This window comes from Variovorax sp. YR266, assembly GCF_900107295.1.
Classification (GTDB): domain Bacteria; phylum Pseudomonadota; class Gammaproteobacteria; order Burkholderiales; family Burkholderiaceae_C; genus Variovorax.
The window spans coordinates 68,714-85,531 of record NZ_FNPM01000009.1 but is presented as its reverse complement, the minus strand read 5'-3'; the positions used below and the strand labels follow the sequence as shown (position 1 = coordinate 85,531).

The 16,818-nt window shown below is 68.5% G+C and carries 12 protein-coding genes; 2 read left to right on the top strand and 10 right to left on the bottom strand.

Annotated elements, in window-relative coordinates:
• Positions 1-44: 44 nt before the first annotated feature.
• The 5 genes from cobA to nirB form a co-directional block, all read right to left on the bottom strand.
• Positions 45-854, bottom strand: a complete 810-nt coding sequence (cobA, locus tag BLW48_RS22960) for a uroporphyrinogen-III C-methyltransferase (protein WP_093079878.1) — start codon at positions 852-854, stop codon at positions 45-47.
• Positions 851-1,756, bottom strand: coding sequence for a DNA-binding protein YbiB (gene ybiB, locus BLW48_RS22955; protein ID WP_093057870.1), 906 nt, complete (start codon positions 1,754-1,756; stop codon positions 851-853). The genes cobA and ybiB overlap by 4 nt, the downstream gene beginning before the upstream one ends.
• Before the next feature lie 62 nt (positions 1,757-1,818).
• A complete protein-coding gene (locus BLW48_RS22950; protein WP_093177661.1) occupies positions 1,819-4,617 on the bottom strand; it encodes a nitrate reductase in 2,799 nt (932 codons plus the stop codon).
• 3 nt (positions 4,618-4,620) lie between these two features.
• Entirely contained in the window at positions 4,621-5,019 is a 399-nt protein-coding gene (gene nirD, locus BLW48_RS22945) for a nitrite reductase small subunit NirD (RefSeq protein ID WP_093177659.1), read from the bottom strand.
• Positions 5,020-5,030: 11 nt separating this feature from the next.
• Positions 5,031-7,511: a nitrite reductase large subunit NirB gene (gene nirB / locus BLW48_RS22940; protein ID WP_093057867.1), complete on the bottom strand. Its 2,481-nt coding sequence runs from the start codon at positions 7,509-7,511 to the stop codon at positions 5,031-5,033.
• 64 nt (positions 7,512-7,575) lie between these two features.
• Between nirB and BLW48_RS22935 the strand changes: the two genes are divergently transcribed.
• Entirely contained in the window at positions 7,576-9,297 is a 1,722-nt protein-coding gene (locus BLW48_RS22935; RefSeq protein WP_093177658.1) for a bifunctional protein-serine/threonine kinase/phosphatase, read from the top strand.
• Between the two features lie 20 nt (positions 9,298-9,317).
• Here the strand turns inward: BLW48_RS22935 and BLW48_RS22930 are convergent, their stop codons facing one another.
• Positions 9,318-10,577 (bottom strand): MFS transporter, encoded by a 1,260-nt coding sequence (locus tag BLW48_RS22930; protein WP_093057865.1) that lies wholly within the window; start codon positions 10,575-10,577, stop codon positions 9,318-9,320.
• A 266-nt stretch (positions 10,578-10,843) separates the two neighbouring features.
• Between BLW48_RS22930 and BLW48_RS22925 the strand changes: the two genes are divergently transcribed.
• The gene (locus BLW48_RS22925) at positions 10,844-12,121 is read left to right on the top strand and encodes an ANTAR domain-containing protein (protein WP_256330878.1); all 1,278 of its coding nucleotides are present in this window, start codon (positions 10,844-10,846) and stop codon (positions 12,119-12,121) included.
• Between the two features lie 28 nt (positions 12,122-12,149).
• Here the strand turns inward: BLW48_RS22925 and BLW48_RS22920 are convergent, their stop codons facing one another.
• The 4 genes from BLW48_RS22920 to BLW48_RS22905 form a co-directional block, all read right to left on the bottom strand.
• Positions 12,150-12,959, bottom strand: coding sequence for an ABC transporter ATP-binding protein (locus tag BLW48_RS22920; RefSeq protein WP_093177654.1), 810 nt, complete (start codon positions 12,957-12,959; stop codon positions 12,150-12,152).
• Complete coding sequence (ntrB, locus tag BLW48_RS22915; protein ID WP_093177653.1) at positions 12,956-13,879, bottom strand: nitrate ABC transporter permease; 924 nt, start codon at positions 13,877-13,879, stop codon at positions 12,956-12,958. The genes BLW48_RS22920 and ntrB overlap by 4 nt, the downstream gene beginning before the upstream one ends.
• Before the next feature lie 10 nt (positions 13,880-13,889).
• The gene (locus BLW48_RS22910) at positions 13,890-15,134 is read right to left on the bottom strand and encodes a CmpA/NrtA family ABC transporter substrate-binding protein (protein WP_093079892.1); all 1,245 of its coding nucleotides are present in this window, start codon (positions 15,132-15,134) and stop codon (positions 13,890-13,892) included.
• A gap of 346 nt (positions 15,135-15,480) precedes the next feature.
• The gene (locus BLW48_RS22905; protein ID WP_093057860.1) at positions 15,481-16,743 is read right to left on the bottom strand and encodes a nitrate regulatory protein; all 1,263 of its coding nucleotides are present in this window, start codon (positions 16,741-16,743) and stop codon (positions 15,481-15,483) included.
• Positions 16,744-16,818 lie beyond the last annotated feature (75 nt).

Genomic DNA, 16,818 nt, shown 5'->3' with positions numbered 1-16,818 from the left:
GCGCCCGTGCCGCTCGTGCCGTCCTCGCCCTGGTCAGGTGCCGATCAGGTACCGAACTTGTCCGCGTCCACCGGTACCTCGGCGGCTGCCAGTCCGCGCAGCACGTCGCCCACCACGATCACAGCCGGGCTGGCCAGGCCGGCCTCGGCGATGCCGTTCTGCAGGTTGCCCAGCGTGGTCGCGATGTGCCGCTGGTGCGGCAGGCTCGCATGCTGGATGACGGCCACCGGCGTGTCGCCCGGCAGGCCTTGCAGCAGTTCGCGTTCGATGTGCCCGGCGCCCGACACGCCCATGTAGATAACGAGCGTGAGCCGCGCGTTGTACGCCGTCGCGGCCAGCGCGCGCCAGTCGGTCGGGTCCTCGGCTGCACCGGCCCCTGTCTTGGCATGGCCGGTGACGAACACCACGCCCTGCGCATGGTCGCGGTGCGTGAGCGGCACGCCCAGCGCGGTCACGGCCGCCAGGCCGGCGGTGATGCCGTTGACCACGGTGCATTCGATGCCGGCTTCGCGCAGGTGCTCCACTTCTTCGCCACCGCGGCCGAAGATGAACGGGTCGCCGCCCTTGAGGCGCACTACCGTCTCGCCTTCGCGCACCGCGGTGATCATCAGCCGCTCGATGAATGCCTGCGGCGTGCTCTTGCAGCCGCCGCGCTTGCCCACGTGCACGATGCGCGCTCCGGGGCGGGCGTAGGCCTGCACGATCTCGTCGTTCACGAGGTCGTCGACCAGCAGCACCGTCGCGGCCTGGATTGCCTTCACGGCCTTGACGGTCAGCAGCTCCGGGTCGCCGGGGCCGGCGCCCACCAGCGTGCAGCGGCCGGTGATGAGGGAGGTGGGGGTGTCGTTGTTCATGCGTGGGATGCCAGTTGCGTGATGTGCCTGACTTGCGCCGCAATGGCTTCGGGCACGGGAAGCTCGCCGGCCAGCACGCGGCGCGTGTAGCCGGCGGTGGTGGCGACGTCGATTTCCTTCGGCAGGCCCGGCACTTCGGCGGTGGTGCCGGCCTGCTGCGCCTGCAGTTCGGTGCGCACGCCGCGCACGAAGCCGTCGATCTGCGCGGTGCGGCGCGGGTCGGACACCACTTCGCCTTCGAGGCCGCGCGAGAGCAGGGCGGTCATGCCCGTGAGTTCGAAGGTCTCGCCCATGGTGCGGGCGTATTCGGGGTGCGTGTAGCTGGCCACCACCACGCAGGGGCCGGCGGTGGGCTGCATCAGCTTCACCACGCTGTGGCCCGGGTTGCGCAGGCCGACCACGCGGCGCACATCGAGCAGGCGCTTGAGCGCGGGGTTCAGCAGTTCGGTGGGCGCAAAGGCCGCTTCGCCGTTGGCGATGGGGCGGATGGCGGTCATGGGCGGAACATCGAGCGCCGAGAGCACGTTCGACGCCAGCACGCGCGAAGTTTCGCTCGCACTGCCGTGCACCAGCACCGGCAGGCCTTCGCGCGCCAGCAGCAGCGCCAGCAGCGGCGTGAGCACCGGCAGCTTGCGCGCGCCGTTGTAGCTGGGCAGCACGACCAGCGCCCGGTCGCCCGCCGGAATGCGGTTCAGCCGCGCATGGGTGGCATCGAGAAAGCCGGCCATTTCCTCGGGCGTTTCGCCCTTGATGCGCATGGCCAGGCAGAAGCCGCCGATTTCGAGGTCGGTGACGGTGCCGTCCAGCACCTGGCCGAACAGGTCGGTGGCCTGTTCACGCGTGAGCGGCTTGGCGCCTCGCGCGCCGCGGCCGATTTCCTTGATGTATTGGCTGATTCCCATGGGTAGGCGGATTGTCCTGCAACGCTTATGCCGGAATGTCATTCGGCTTATGCACAGGGCTGTCATGGGGCTTCCACCATCGCTTCGGCTGGCGTAGCCCGCACCATGCGCCTGAGCTCCGGAATGCACGAGCCGCAGTTGGTGCCGCACTTCAGCGCGCCCTGCAGCTTGGCCAGCCGCTCGTCGGCGGTGCCGGTGCAGCGGCCCAGTTCGGTCTGGATCGCCACGTCCGCCACGTTGAAGCAGGTGCACACCGTCTTGCCGCGCGACTGCACCGCCACCGGCGCTTTCGAGCCCGGCGACAGCAGCAGGCGGCCGTAGCTCTGCGCCGGTAGTTCCTCGCGCAGCAGCGTGGAGATCCAGGTTTCGGCGCTGGTGTCGCCGCCCAGCAGGAAGGCTTCGAGGCCCGCGCTGCCGTCGGCACGGCGCACCAGCCGGGCCGAGCGGCGCTGGCCCCGGCGGCGGTCGGCGTAGCGCAGGGTGTCGGCGGTCTGCAGGCCGAGCAGGGCTTCGATCTTCTCGACCAGCGCGTCGTCGGGCGCGTCGTGCGCAGCGGCGCGAAAGAGGAGGCCGCTGCGTTCGGCGCCCTGCGTGTTGCCGGCAAACGGCACGCAGGTCGCAAAAGGAAACAGCGCCATCATCGGCTGCAGCGCGCGGTGCGCGGCCAGCGCGTCGCCATCGGGCAGCCAGGCCATGGCCAGCAGCGACCACGGCAGCTCGGCCTTGAGGATCTTCACCGGCGTGTGCTTCAGCTCGGGCTGCTTCGAGGTCGGGCAGTAGGCCGGCGTGGTCAGCGCGTTGATGCCCGCGAGCCGCGTGCCGTTCGACGAGCAGCCGCTCAGGTACTCCTCGCCCCAGTGCATGGCCACAAAGGCTTGGCTCAGCCCCACCTCGGCGCTGGCGCGCGCGGGCAGCATGATCGAGCCGCGCTTCGACGTCAGGTGCACCAGGTCGCCTTCGCGGATCTGGCGGCGCGCCATGTCCTGCGCGTTCATCTGCACCACCGGCTCCGACACATGGCCGAACAGGCGGCCGACGGTGCCGGTGCGACTCATGCCGTGCCACTGGTCGCGCAGGCGGCCGGTGTTCAGCGAGAAAGGGTAGCGGGCCTCGCGGGCTTCGGCCACCGGCTTGTAGACCGTGTCGACGAAGCGGGCGCGGCCATCGGGCGTGGGGAACACGCCGTCTTCGTAGAGGCGCACGCGGCCGGTGCTTTCGCCTTCCTTCAGCGGCCATTGCTGCGGGCCGGCGGTTTCCAGCATCGCGTAGCTCAGGCCGGTGATGTCGAGGTCGCGCCCGCGCGTGGACTCGCGATGCTCGTTCCAGACCGATTCGGCCGTCTCGTACGGAAACAGCGTGAACGCGCGGCCCAACTGCCTTTCGAGCCGGTGCGCGAAGGCCACGGCTATCGACCAGTCGTTGCGCGCCTCGCCGGGCGCCGGCACGGCCGGGCGCACGCGCGAGATGCGGCGCTCGCTGTTGGTCACGGTGCCTTCCTTCTCGCCCCAGGTGGTGGCGGGCAGCAGCAGGTCGGCAAAGGCGCAGGTGGCGGTGGTGGCAAAGGCTTCCTGCACCACGACGAACTCGGCGCGTTCCAGCGCGCGGCGCACCGTGGCCTGGTCGGGCATCGACTGCGCCGGGTTGGTGCAGGCGATCCACAGCGCACGGATCTCGCCGTCGGCCGCAGCCTGGAACATCTCGACGGCGGTCTTGCCCGGCTTCTCGGGCACCGAGGGCACGCCCCACAGCGCGGCCACTTCGGCGCGGTGATCGGGGTTCGCCAGGTCGCGGTGCGCGCTCAGCAGGTTGGCGAGGCCGCCGACTTCGCGCCCGCCCATCGCATTGGGCTGGCCGGTCAGCGAGAACGGGCCCGCGCCGGCGCGGCCGATCTGCGCGGTCGCCAGGTGCAGGTTGATGAGCGCCGCGTTCTTCGCCGTGCCGCTCGACGACTGGTTCAGGCCCTGGCAGTACAGGCTCAGCGTGGCGGGCGATGTGGCGAACAGCCGCGCCGCCTCGAGCAGGTCTTCCTTCGGGATGCCGCACACCTGCGCGACCTTGTCCGGCGTGCATTCGCGCACCGTTGCCTTCAATGCGTCGAAGCCGTTGGTGTGCGCCGCGATGTACTTCGCGTCGATCCAGCCTTCCCACAGCATCAGGTGCAGCATGCCGTTGAACAGCATCACGTCGGTGCCGGGCTGGATGGGCAGGAACAGGTCGGCGATCTCGACCGTGTCGGTGCGGCGCGGGTCGGCCACCACGATCTTCAGCGCCGGGTTCGCGGCCTTCGCGTCCTCGATGCGGCGAAAAAGAATGGGGTGCGCCCACGCCGTGTTGCTGCCCACGATGAACAGGCAGTCGGCGTGCTTCAGGTCGTCGTAGCAGGCCGGCGGCGCGTCGGCGCCCAGCGTCTGCTTGTAGCCGGCCACGGCGCTGCTCATGCACAGGCGCGAGTTGGTGTCGACGTTGTTGGTGCCGATCAGGCCCTTGGCGAGCTTGTTGAAGACGTAGTAGTCCTCGGTGAGCAACTGGCCCGACACGTAGAAGCCAACCGAGTCCGGGCCGTGGTCGCGGATCACCTGCGCGAACTTGCCGGCGGCGTTGTCGAGCGCGGTGTCCCACGTCACCGCGGTGGGTGCTTCTGCGCGCACGAGGCGTTGCATGGGCTGCAGCAGCCGCGTCTGCCGCGTGACCGTGGCGCTGGCCGTGAGGTGCAGCGTCGAGCCCTTGGTGCACAGCCGGCCGAAGTTCGCCGGGTGGTCAGGGTCGCCACGCACGCCGGTGATTTCGCTGCCCTGCGATTCGATGATGACGCCGCAACCGACGCCGCAGTAGGGGCAGGTGGAGCGGGTCTCAAGCGTCATGGGTTATTCCAGCGGCAGAACCGTCAGCACCGCGAACGGCTTCGGGCCGGCGACCGGGCGCTCCAGTTCGATGGCGTGCGTGGCCAGTTCGCCCGCGTCCAGGTGCACCACGCCGTCTTCCACCTTCACGGCGAACTTCGGCGTACAGCCTTCGTCGGGCGACCTGGCGCAGCCGTCGTCCAGTCCGATGGCCCAGTTGTGCAGCGGGCAGGCCACGCTGGTGCCGAACACGATGCCCTGGCTCAGCGGGCCACCCTTGTGCGGGCAGCGGTCGAGCAGCGCGAACACCTCGTTCTCGGCGTTGCGGAACACGGCAACGTCCACGCCGGCAGGCCGCGCCACGCGGCGGGCGCCGAGCACGGGGATGTCGTCGATGCGGCAGATGACTTTCCAATCGCTCATGGTGTCTCCTTTCAGGCGGTCTGGTGGGTGTCGATCGGCGCCGTCAGCGGCGTGAACTGCCGCACATCGACCGAGGCCTGCGCCGATTCGAACCACGGATCGGGCTCGCCGTCGAGCGCGAATTGCAGGCGTTCCCACAGCGCCTTGCGGCCTTCGGCGTCGTCGAGGATCTTCTTCTTCACGTAGTCCAGGCCCACGCGGCCGATGTAGTGCACCGTGCGCTCCAGGTACCAGCCCTCTTCGCGGTAGAGCTGCAGGAAGGCGCCCGAGTACTCCATCACTTCCTCGGCCGTCTTCACCTTCACAAGGAACTGCGCGACCTCGGTCTTGATGCCGCCGTTGCCGCCCACGTAGAGTTCCCAGCCCGAGTCGACGCCGATCACGCCCACGTCCTTGATGCCGGCCTCCGCACAGTTGCGCGGGCAGCCCGACACCGCCAGCTTGACCTTGTGCGGCGAGTACATCGCCCACAGCGCGCGCTCCAGGTCCTTGCCCATCTGCGTGGAGTCTTGCGTGCCGAAGCGGCACCACTCGCTGCCCACGCAGGTCTTCACCGTGCGCAGCGACTTGGCATAGGCAAAGCCGCTGGGCATGCCGATGTCTTTCCAGACGTTTTCCAGGTCTTCCTTCTTCACGCCCAGCAGGTCGATGCGCTGGCCGCCCGTGACCTTGACGGTCGGAATCTTGTACTTGTCGGCCGCGTCGGCAATGCGGCGCAGTTCGTCGGGCGTGGTGTGGCCGCCCCACATGCGCGGAATGACGGAGTAGGTGCCGTCCTTCTGGATGTTGGCGTGGCTGCGCTCGTTGATGAAGCGGCTCTGCGGATCGTCCTTGGCCTCCTTCGGCCAGGTGCTGATCAGGTAGTAGTTGATGGCCGGGCGGCAGGTGGCGCAGCCGTTGGGCGTGCGCCAGCCGAGGTTGCGATACACCTCGTCGTGCGTCAGGTAGTGCTCCTTGCGGATCGCGTCGCGCACGTCCTGGTGGCTCGCGTCGGTGCAGCCGCACACGGCCTTCTTCTTCGGCGTGGCCGAGTAGTCGCCGCCGGCGGTGAACATCAAAATCTGCTCGACCAGCCCGGTGCACGAGCCGCAGCTGGCACTGGCCTTGGTGTGCTTCTTCACCTCGTCGAGCGTGAACAGGCCCTTTTCCTTGATGGCCTTGCAGATGGTGCCCTTGCTCACGCCGTTGCAGCCGCAGACCTCGGCGTCGTCGGGCATGGTCGCGGCCTTGTTGTGGCCCTCGTGGCCGGTGTCGCCGATGTTCGATTCGCCGAACATGAGCTTGTCGCGGATGTCGTGCACGCTGCGGCCGTCGCGCAGCAGCTTGAAGTACCAGCTGCCGTCCACCGTGTCGCCGTAGAGGCAGGCGCCCACCAGCTTGTCGTCCTTGATCACCAGCTTCTTGTAGACGCCACCGAAGGGGTCGCTCATGACGATCTCTTCAGTGCCTTCGCCGCCCATGAACTCGCCGGCCGAGAACAGGTCGATACCCGTCACCTTCAGCTTGGTGGAGGTGAGCGAGCCCAGGTAGCGGCCGATGCCGAACTGCGCCAGATGGTTGGCCGCCACCTTGGCCTGCTCGAACAGCGGCGCGACCAGGCCGTAGGCAATGCCGCGGTGAGCCGCGCATTCGCCGACCGAGTAGATGCGCGCGTCAGTCACCGTCTGCATGGTGTCGGTGACGACGATGCCGCGGTTGCAGTGCAGGCGCATCTTCTCGGCCAGCTCCACGTTGGGGCGGATGCCCACGGCCATCACCACCAGGTCGGCCGCCACCTCGGTGCCGTCCTTGAAGCGGATGGTCTTGACGCGGCCGCCCTTGCCGTCGTCGCTGTCGCCGACGAGGTCTTGCGTCTGCGCACCGATCCGGAACTTCAGGCCCCGGTCTTCCAGCGACTTCTGCAGCAGCTTGCCCGCCACGTCGTCGAGCTGGCGCTCCATCAGCCAGGGCATCACGTGCACCACCGTCACGTTCATGCCGCGCAGCATCAGGCCGTTGGCGGCTTCCAGGCCCAGCAGGCCACCGCCGATGACCACCGCGTTCTTGTGCGTGCGCGCGGTCTCGATCATGTAGTCGGTGTCGGCGATGTCGCGGTAGGCGATCACGCCCTTCAGGTCCTTGCCGGGCACCGGCAGCATGAAGGGGTTGGAGCCGGTGCACATCAGCAGGCGGTCGTAGGCGGCCTCGGTGACATCGCCTTGCGAATCCACGGCGCGCACGACGCGCTTGACGCGGTCGACTTCCACCACCTTCTTGCCGGCGTGCAGCGTGATGTTGTTGTCCGTGTACCACTCCCAGCTGTTGAGCACGATCTCGTCGACCGTCTGCTCGCCCGCCAGCACCGGCGACAGCAGGATGCGGTTGTAGTTGGGATGCGGCTCCGCGCCGAAGACGGTGATGTCGTACAGCTCGGGCGCGATCTTCAGCAGCTCTTCGAGTGTGCGCACGCCGGCCATGCCGTTGCCGACCATCACGAGTTTCATTTTCTTCATGGGGCTGGGCCTTTCAGGGAAATCAAGCAAAGGAGCGCCCGCGGCGCGCGTTCAGAATCGCGCCATGAGCTTTGAAGTGGACATCGGCTACAGCAGCCAGCGCGGACCGCGCGAGCTGAACGAAGACTTCGCCGGTGCGGTGCATGCGCCGCCGGGCGACGAGGCCCGCGGCCTCATTGCGGCCATTGCCGATGGGGTGTCGAGCGGCGGGCACGGCCGCGAAGCGGCGCAGACCACGGTGATGGGCCTGCTGGCCGACTACTTCGCTACGCCCGCCACCTGGGAGCCGACCGCCGCGCTCGACCGCCTGATCGGCGCGCAGAACGGCTGGCTGGCCGACCACAACCGCCGGCGCCAGAGCAAGCAGGACGGCGGCACGGCGCTCACCACGCTCACCGCACTGGTGCTGCACGGCCAGAGCTACACGCTGGCGCACGTGGGCGATACGCGCGCCTGGCGCGTGCGCGCCGGCGGCGGGCCGGCCGTGCCGCTCACGCAGGACCACGCCTTCGATCACCCCGACATGCGCAGCCGGCTCACGCGCGCCATCGGCCTCGACGACCAGGTGCGCGTCGACTACGCCCAGGGCGACGTGCGCGTGGGCGACTGCTTCGTGCTGAGCTCCGACGGCGTCCACGGCGTGCTCAAGCCGCAGCAGGTGGCCGCGCTGGCCCTGCAGGGCGATGCCGAAGCGGCCAGCGAGGCGCTGGTGCATGCGGCGCTCGACGCCGGCTCGCGCGACAACGCGACCGCGCTGGTCATCCGCGTGGTGGGGCTCGATGCGCGCCAGCTCGACGACGAGCTCGGCGACGGTCGCCGGCTCGCACCGCCGCCCGCGCTGAAGGTGGGCGACGTGCTCGATGGCTACGCCATCACCGCGCTGGTGGCCGACACTGGCGTGCACCTGCTGTACCAGGCGCGGCATCCGCAGACGCGCGAGCTGGTCGCGCTGAAGACGCTGCATCCCTCGCGTGCCGGCGATCCGCAGGAACGCGCGATGCTGGCGCACGAGGCATGGCTGGGGCTGCGCGTCGGAGGTATTGGCGGCAGCGGTTTCGTCCGCGTGCACGAGCGCGCCGAGAACGCGAGCGCGCTGTACATCGTGTTCGACTGGCATGGCGGGCGCACGCTGGAGCAGCTGCGCAAGGCGAACGCGCGCGGCGCGGTGGCCGAGGTGGTGGCCGCCGGCGTCGAGCTGAGCCGCGCGCTCGGCCGGCTGCACCGGCAGGGCGTGATCCATCGCGATATCAAGCCCGGCAACCTGCACCTGGGCGACGACGGGCGCTGGCGCATCCTCGACCTCGGCGTAGCCCTGTCCGGAAGAGAAGGCGCTGCCCAGCGCGAGCTGCATGCCGGCACGCCCAGCTACATCAACCCCGAGCAGTGGGAGGAGGGCGGCACCGCCGACGCGGCCAGCGACCTGTTCGCGCTCGGCGTCACGCTGTACCAGTGGCTCACCGGCCATCTGCCCTACGGCGAAATCGAGCCCTACCAGGTGGCGCGCTACCGGCGCGATCCGGTCGCGCTCTCGCGCATCCGCCCCGACGTGCCGATCTGGCTCGACCATCTGGTGCGCAAGGCCGTTGCCCGCGATCCGCGCGAGCGCTTCGAAACCGCCGAGGAACTGCTGCTCGCGTTGGAGCGCGGCGCTTCGCGCCCCGTGAACGCGCCCGCCGCCACGCCGCTGATCCGCCGCGACCCGCTCGCGCTCTACCAGCTCGCGCTCGGCGTGTCGGTGCTGTTCAACGTGCTGCTCATCGTGTGGCTGCTGTTCTTGCCACGTTGAGCGGAAGACGGCGGGGCGTGTCATGAGCGTGCCGTCTTTCGAATGTGGGGGGCAGCTGCGTGCGGCGTCGTGACGCGTGCACGGCCCCCCTTTTCGGCCCAGGTGCGCGTCCAGCGGATCTGCATCACGCGCATCACGCCCAGCATCACCAGCGAGAGCGCCGCGAAGAACACGAAGCCCCAGATATAGCTGCCCAGGTATTGCTTCGACAGGCCCATGGCGTTGGGCACGAGGCCACCGCCCAGTGCGCCGATCTCGCCGATCATCGAGCCGGCCACCGCCGTGCTCGTAGGCCAGCGCAGCGGCACCAGCTGGAACAGCGCGCCGTTGCCCGCGCCCAGTGCGGCGAAGCAGACGATCAGCACCAGCGTGGTGACAGCCAGCGAGCCTGAAGAGAAGCCCACCAGCACAAGGCTCACGGCCACCACCAGCAGCACCACCGTCAGCGTGTTCACGCCGCCCCAACGATCGGAGATCCAGCCGCCCACGACGCGCACCGCCGCGCCCATGAAGGCCGCGAGCATGGTCAGCTGGCCGGCCTGCACCTTGCTCACGCCGAACTGGTCGTAGTAGTACGAGGGCAGGAAGGTCGTGAGGCCGATGAAGCCGCCGAAGGTCACGCCGTAGATCAGGCTGAACACCCAGCCGTCTTTCTCGAACAGGCAGGCAATGTGCTCGCGGAAGCTCGAATGGGCGTTCACGTCCGGCGGCTCCTTGGCGAACACCACCATCACGACCATCGGAATGAGGATGGCGACGGCGGCCACGCCGTACACCGCCTGCCAGCCCAGCCAGTTCGCCAGGGGCGGCGCCACCAGCACCGACACCGCCGTGCCCACGTTGCCCGCGCCCACAAGGCCCATGGCCAGGCCCTTGTGCTGCGGCGGGAACCAGCCCGAGCCAAGCGACAGCGCCACGCCGAAGCTCGCACCCGCAATGCCCAGCAGCACACCCATGGCGAGCAGGTCGTTGAAGCTCTTGACGAAGAAGAAACCGAACAGCATCGCCACCGCGATCAGCGCCATCTCGACCAGCGTTGCCTTCTTGCGGCCGATGTACTGCGAGAGGATGCCCAGCGGAAAGCGCATCAGCGCGCCGGCGATGATCGGCACCGACAGCATCAGGCCCTTCTGGGCGGGCGAGAGATTGAAGGTTTCGCCGATGAAGGGCGCCATGGCGCCGTTGAGCACCCAGATGCAGCAGGAAAACGAGAAGTACAGGAAGGCCGCGAACAGTGTCGGGCTGTGGCCTGATTGCAAGAAATTCCTGAAGCTGGACATGGCGTTCAAAGATGCGAAAAGCCGCGGCGCGACCCTGGAGAGGTCGTGTCGACGGACGGGGTTGGGGTCGGAGTGCCGGCAGCGGACGCTGTCGGCGTGGGGGTGTGCACGGCGTGTGAATTGCCGGGCCGGCTGCAGGAGCCTGCAGCCTCATCACCAAAGCGGTGCGTCGTTACACCGCGCTCCGTTTCATGCAAGAGGCGTGCCTGCGAGTTCGCGCGGGCGTGGCCTATGCTCGCGGTGCGTTCCCACACCGCTTCCCCAAGATGTCCCTTCTCGTAGTCCTGCCCGATGAACCCGCCGGCCTCGTGTTGCCCGAGGCGCTTGCGCGGGCGCTGTCCGGCGCCGGTCTCGACGTGCTCGGCTGCGCGGATTGCGGCAGCTTCGCGCGGCAGGTCGAGGCGCTGGCCCCCCGGCAGGCCTTGATCTGCCTGCCTTTGCCCACGCCCGCGCTGCTCGACGAATTGCGCATGTGGGCCGGCCTGCCGCCGTGTGCGCTGAGCCTGGTCAGTGCGCCGTTGAACGGTGCTCAGCATGAAGAACTGGTCGCACTCGGCGTGCACGCGTGGATGCAGGCCGATGCCGTCGATGCCGAATCGCTCGCCGCATTGACCGCCCGCGCCCAGTCGCGCTGGCAGCGCGAGGCCACTTTCCGCACCGAACTGGAGAGCCTGCGCACCCGCATGGACGAGCGCAAGTGGGTCGACCGTGCCAAGGGCCTGCTGATGTCCGCGCGCGGCATCGGCGAGGACGAGGCCTTCGGCCTGCTGCGCGGCGCTGCGATGCATGCCAACCTGCGTCTGGGCGAGGTGTCGCGCTCGGTCATCGAGGCGGCGCAGTGGGCCGACGCGATCAACCGCGCCGGGCAACTGCGCATGCTTTCGCAGCGGCTGGTACGCGTGGCGGCGCAGCTGCTGGGCAACATCGACGCCCAGCGGGCGCGGGTGCTGCGCACGCAGTCGGCCGAGCGAGTGCAGCAGAACCTCGATCATCTGGCGGCCCTCGGGCTCGGTGCGGCTGGTGCGCAGGCGCTGGGGGATGCGCAAGCCGCGTGGAGCGGGCTGACCACTGCCCTGACCGCGCGGCCGACGGCCGCGGGGCTGGCCGATATCGACCAGCGCGCGGAAGTGCTGCTCTGCGCCGCCGAGGCCTTGACTGAGGCGCTCGAAACCTCGGGCGCGCGGCGCGCGCTGCGCATCGTCAACATCTGCGGGCGGCAGCGCATGCGTGCGCAGCGGCTGGCCAAGGACGCGCTGCTGGCCGCCGCGCTGAAAGAGAAGGCCGCGAACGCGCGGCTGGTGCCGACCATGGCCGAGTTCGAGGCCGCATTGCTCGAGCTGGAGCACGCGCCGCTCAGCACCACCGAGATCCGCGCCGCGCTGGCCAGCGCCCGCGACGAATGGCTGCGGCTGGTCGGCGGCGTGCGCACGCTCGACAGCGCCGACGGCCGCGCCACGCTGGTGCGTTCCAGCGACGCGCTGGTCGACACCTTCGAGCGCCTCACGGCGTCGTACGAGCACAGCCTGCAAGTGATCATGTCCTGACGCCGGTTGTGCTGGCGCGGGCGCAGCGTCAGGCCGCGACCTTCTCCACGTGCGCCTGGCGCGTGTAGAGGAAATCGATCACCGCCTTGCGCGCGTGCACATAGGCCGGGTCTTCGGCCAGTTCGACGCGGTTGCGCGGGCGCGGAAGGTTCACTGCGAGTACGTCGCCGATGGTGGCGGCAGGGCCGTTGGTCAGCATCACGATGCGGTCGCTCAGCAGCACGGCCTCGTCGACGTCGTGCGTCACCATGACGACGGTGCTGTGCGTCTTCTGCACGATGGCCAGAAGCTCGTCCTGCAGCTTGGCGCGGGTGAGGGCGTCGAGCGCGCCGAAGGGCTCGTCCATCAGCAGCACCTTGGGCTCCATCGACAGAGCGCGCGCAATGCCCACGCGCTGCTTCATGCCGCCGGAGATTTCGCCGGGCCGCTTCTGCGCGGCGGGCGTGAGGCCCACCAGCGCCAGCGCCGCATCGGTGCGCGCGCGCAGCTGCGCCTTGTTTTCGGTGGCTGCGAACACGCGCTCGACCGCGAGGTACACGTTCTCGAAGCAGGTGAGCCAGGGCAGCAGAGAGTGGTTCTGGAACACCACCGCGCGCTCGGGGCCGGGGCCCCTGATTTCCTTGTTGGCGCACAGCAGCGAGCCTTCGGTGGGCGTGGTGAGCCCCGCAATCAGGTTCAGCAGCGTCGACTTGCCGCAGCCCGAGTGGCCGATGAGCGTGATGAACTCGCCCTTGGCCACGTTCAGGTTCACGTCGCGCAGCGCGACGAAGCGGCCCTTGGGCGCCTTGAACGCCTGCTCGACCCCGTGGATCTCGATGTACTTGCTGTCGTCGATCATGACTTCACCTCTTCGAACGTGAACGCCGTTGCGAGCTTGATGAGCGCGAACTCCAGCACCAGGCCGACGATGCCGATCACGAAGATCGCGATGATGATGTTGGCGACGTTGAGGTTGTTCCACTCGTCCCACACCCAGAAGCCGATGCCGACGCCGCCGGTGAGCATCTCGGCCGCCACGATCACCAGCCACGCAGTGCCCACGGCCAGGCGCACGCCGGTCAGCATGTAGGGCAGCACGGCGGGGAACAGGATCTTGGTGAGGATCTTCCATTCGCTGAGGTTCAGCACCTTGGCCACGTTCATGTAGTCGCTCGGCACGCGCTGCACGCCCACGGCCGTGTTGATGACCATCGGCCAGATCGAGCAGATGAAGATGGTCCAGATGGCCGCCGGGTTGGCGCCCTTGAACACCAAGAGGCCGATGGGCAGCCAGGCCAGCGGCGACACCGGGCGCAGCAGGCTGATCAGCGGGTTGAACATGCGCGCGAGAAATTCGAAGCGCCCGATGGCAAAGCCCGCCGGAATGCCGACCAGCGCCGCCAGCCCGAAGCCCAGCGCCACGCGCTGCAGCGACGAGAGCACGTTCCAGCCCACGCCCTGGTCGTTCGGGCCCTTGCTGTAGAACGGATCGCTGAACACCGTCACGGCCTGCTGCCAGGTGGCTGCGGGCGTGGGGAAGCCGGTGGTGCTTTTCATGGCCACCACTTCCCAGATCAGCAGCAGCAGGCCGAAGCCCGTCAGCGGCGGCAGCACGCGCATCCAGAAGGCGCGCAGGTCGATGGGCGTGCGCACCCGGGGCTCGGGCGCCGGGGCGGGTGCGGGCTTGGGGGCTGCCGGCCTGGCGGCGACGGAAGGGGCCACTTGCGTTACCTGCGCGGTGGTCGCTTCGAGCGGCGAGTGAAAGACTGCGCTGACCATGTTGTTCTCCCTATGCATGAAGCTTGAAGGACTCGGCGTATTTCTTCGGGTCTTTGCCGTCCCAGACCGAGCCGTCGAACAGCTTGCTGGTGCGCATCGTTTCCTTGGGCACTGGCGTCTGCGTGGCTGCGGCGGCCTGCTTGTAGATGTCGATGCGGTTGATCTCGGTGGCCACCTTCAGGTAGTCGGGGTGTTCCTTCAGCAGGCCCCAGCGCTTGTGCTGCGTGAGGAACCACATGCCGTCCGACAGGTACGGGAAGTTCACGGCGCCGCCGTTGTAGAACTTCATGTGGTTGGGGTCGTCCCAGCTCTTGCCCAGGCCGTTGGTGTAGCGGCCCAGGATGCGCTGGTTGATGGCGTCCACGCTGGTGTTGACGTAGCTCTTGTCGGCGATGGTCTCGGCCATCTTGTTCTTGTTCTGCAGGCCGGTGTCGATCCACTTGCCGGCCTCGAGGATGGCGGCGGTCACGGCGCGCGCGGTGTTCGGGTATTTCTTGGTGAACTCGGCCGTGGTGCCGAGCACCTTCTCGGGGTGGTCCTTCCAGATGTCCTGCGTGGTGATGGCCGTGATGCCGATGCCGTCCATGATCGCGCGCTGGCCCCAGGGTTCGCCCACGCAGTAGCCGTCCATGTTGCCCACGCGCATGTTGGCCACCATCTGCGGGGGCGGCACGGTGATGTTCTTCACGTCCTTGAACGGGTCGATGCCGGCGGAGGCGAGCCAGTAGTAGAGCCACATGGCGTGCGTGCCGGTGGGGAAGGTCTGCGCGAAGGTGTATTCGCGCTTCTCGCTGGCGATGAGCTTGGCGAGCGAGGCCGCATCGACCGCGCCCTTGTCCGAGAGCTTCTTCGACAGCGTGATGGCCTGGCCGTTGTTGTTGAGGGTCATGAGCACGGCCATGTCCTTCTTGGGGCCGCTCACGCCGAGGTGCACGCCGTAGACGAGGCCGTAGAGCACGTGCGCCATGTCGAGCTCGCCGTTGACCAGCTTGTCGCGCACGCCGGCCCAGCTGGCTTCCTTGCTGGGGACGATCTTCACGCCGTACTTCTTGTCGATGCCGAGCACCGAGGCCATCACCACGCTGGCGCAGTCGGTCAGCGGGATGAAGCCGATCTTCACTTCTTCCTTCTCGGGCTTGTCCGAGCCCTGGGCCCAGACGGCGGCGCGCAGCGCCGGGTCGATGCCGACGGCGCCGATGGCAGCGGCTTGCAATACGCGGCGTCGGCTGAGGCGGGTTTTGAGCAGGTCGGTCATAGGGCGGGGCTCCGGTTGAAGACAAACAACAAACAAGAAATACAAAAACGAAAAGGCGTCCGCACCGCGCAGGGGCTGCTCGAAAACGAGCCCTTGCGGGATGGGGACGCCTTTGTCCGGTTCGGTGGGAGACACCCGCCGTTGGGTGCCGCCTGCCTGAAGACCCATTGAGGGGCCTACGAACTTATTGCTTGCAAGCGGTGTGCCAGCCTTCGGGTGCCATGAGCTGCTATCAAGAAAGTAGCGGGGTGCGGCCGCACAGCATGGGAGAGGGCCCGATCAGGCCGGGAAGCGCCGGATGGCACGGTTGTTGTGCACTGCACCAAGTTGAACGGTCCGGACCGCTTCAACGCGGCGGCGCGCGGTCGAGCATGGGCAGGTAGTCGGCCATTGCCAGCATCGACTCGGCCACGTCGACCAGCCGCCGTTTCTGGTTCATGGCGGTCTGGCGCAGCATCTTGTGCGCGTCTTCTTCGCTGAGTCGGCGGTGCGCCATCAGCAGGCCCTTGGCGCGTTCGACGATCTTGCGTTCGTTGAGCGAGGCGCGCACGGTTTCGAGCTCGTCGCTCATGGCCTGCAGGCGGTGCGACTGTTCCTGGACCATGTCGAGCACCGAGCGTTCGAGATGGCGGCCGAACTGGGCGGGCGCGGCTGACTGCGCGTCGGCGTCGTCGAAGAACAGGGCGCCAGCCTGCGGGGCCAGCGTGTCGAGCAGCTGCCGGTATTCCTGCAGCTCGCTGCGCGCCTGCACGGTTTTTCGCTCGCACAGCGCGCGCAGGTCGGCGGCCAGGCGGTCCTCGACGATCTTCATGGCGTCGATGCGGCGGGTGCAGCAGTCGAACCAGGCCTGGCTGAGCGGCACGTCAGCCGGCGTGGAGGCGGCGCCGCGCCGGCGGATGCGTTCGAGCTCGGCCACTTCGGCATCGGGCTGGCTGTTGCGCCACAGCGCGAGCACCGCCTCACCGGAGAAATCGGTGAACACCTGGAAGCAGCGTTCCTGCGATTCGATCAGGTGCAGCCACTGCAGGCGCTGCGCTTCGTCGCTGCGGCCCAGCGCCAGCGCGGCGGAGCCGAAGGCGCGCTCCTGGCCGGCGAATTCCTTGCCCTGCATGAAGTTGAACATCGCGACCAGCAGGCGCGAGATCTCGGGGTCGGTGGCGCCGTCGGCCGCCTCGAACACCACCGACAGCAGGCCGGCGACGAGCTTGGCGAACGCGGCGGTGGATTGCGCCGGCTTCAGCTCGAGCGCATCGATGCGGCGGCGCAGGCCGGGCAACGCGTCCAGCCCTGGGAGCACCCATGCGATGCGGCTGAACAGGCGCGCGCTGTTGCCGGTGCCCGCGCCTCGGTGGTTGTCGGCCTCAAGCTGGTCGAAGCCGGCGCGCACCTCTTGCTCCAGCGCGATGCATTCGGCGATCTGCGGGCCGCGCTGGTCGGCGAAGCGGGCGCCGCGAGAGGTGAGGAACATGTTCGACATGCCCCGCTCGCGCTGCAGCGCGTGGACGAGGCGGCCGATCAGGCTCACCAGTTCGCTGGTGCGGGCGAGCTGATCCAGCTCGTCGATTTCGCAGCGACGGGCAGCGATCAGAAAACTCAGTCCGGATTTCATGGTGGGAGGGCGCGGGGCTCTGGCATGGTCAACGCAACATCCGTGCCTCGGGGAGTGGCGCGCGCCGCCGTTTGC

Bases quoted from the DNA above. Each gene is read 5' to 3' on its own strand.
- cobA (WP_093079878.1), bottom strand. From the start codon at position 854: ATGAACAACGACACCCCCACCTCCCTCATCACCGGCCGCTGCACGCTG.
- ybiB (WP_093057870.1), bottom strand. From the start codon at position 1,756: ATGGGAATCAGCCAATACATCAAGGAAATCGGCCGCGGCGCGCGAGGC.
- BLW48_RS22950 (WP_093177661.1), bottom strand. From the start codon at position 4,617: ATGACGCTTGAGACCCGCTCCACCTGCCCCTACTGCGGCGTCGGTTGC.
- nirD (WP_093177659.1), bottom strand. From the start codon at position 5,019: ATGAGCGATTGGAAAGTCATCTGCCGCATCGACGACATCCCCGTGCTC.
- nirB (WP_093057867.1), bottom strand. From the start codon at position 7,511: ATGAAGAAAATGAAACTCGTGATGGTCGGCAACGGCATGGCCGGCGTG.
- BLW48_RS22935 (WP_093177658.1), top strand. From the start codon at position 7,576: ATGAGCTTTGAAGTGGACATCGGCTACAGCAGCCAGCGCGGACCGCGC.
- BLW48_RS22930 (WP_093057865.1), bottom strand. From the start codon at position 10,577: ATGTCCAGCTTCAGGAATTTCTTGCAATCAGGCCACAGCCCGACACTG.
- BLW48_RS22925 (WP_256330878.1), top strand. From the start codon at position 10,844: ATGTCCCTTCTCGTAGTCCTGCCCGATGAACCCGCCGGCCTCGTGTTG.
- BLW48_RS22920 (WP_093177654.1), bottom strand. From the start codon at position 12,959: ATGATCGACGACAGCAAGTACATCGAGATCCACGGGGTCGAGCAGGCG.
- ntrB (WP_093177653.1), bottom strand. From the start codon at position 13,879: ATGGTCAGCGCAGTCTTTCACTCGCCGCTCGAAGCGACCACCGCGCAG.
- BLW48_RS22910 (WP_093079892.1), bottom strand. From the start codon at position 15,134: ATGACCGACCTGCTCAAAACCCGCCTCAGCCGACGCCGCGTATTGCAA.
- BLW48_RS22905 (WP_093057860.1), bottom strand. From the start codon at position 16,743: ATGAAATCCGGACTGAGTTTTCTGATCGCTGCCCGTCGCTGCGAAATC.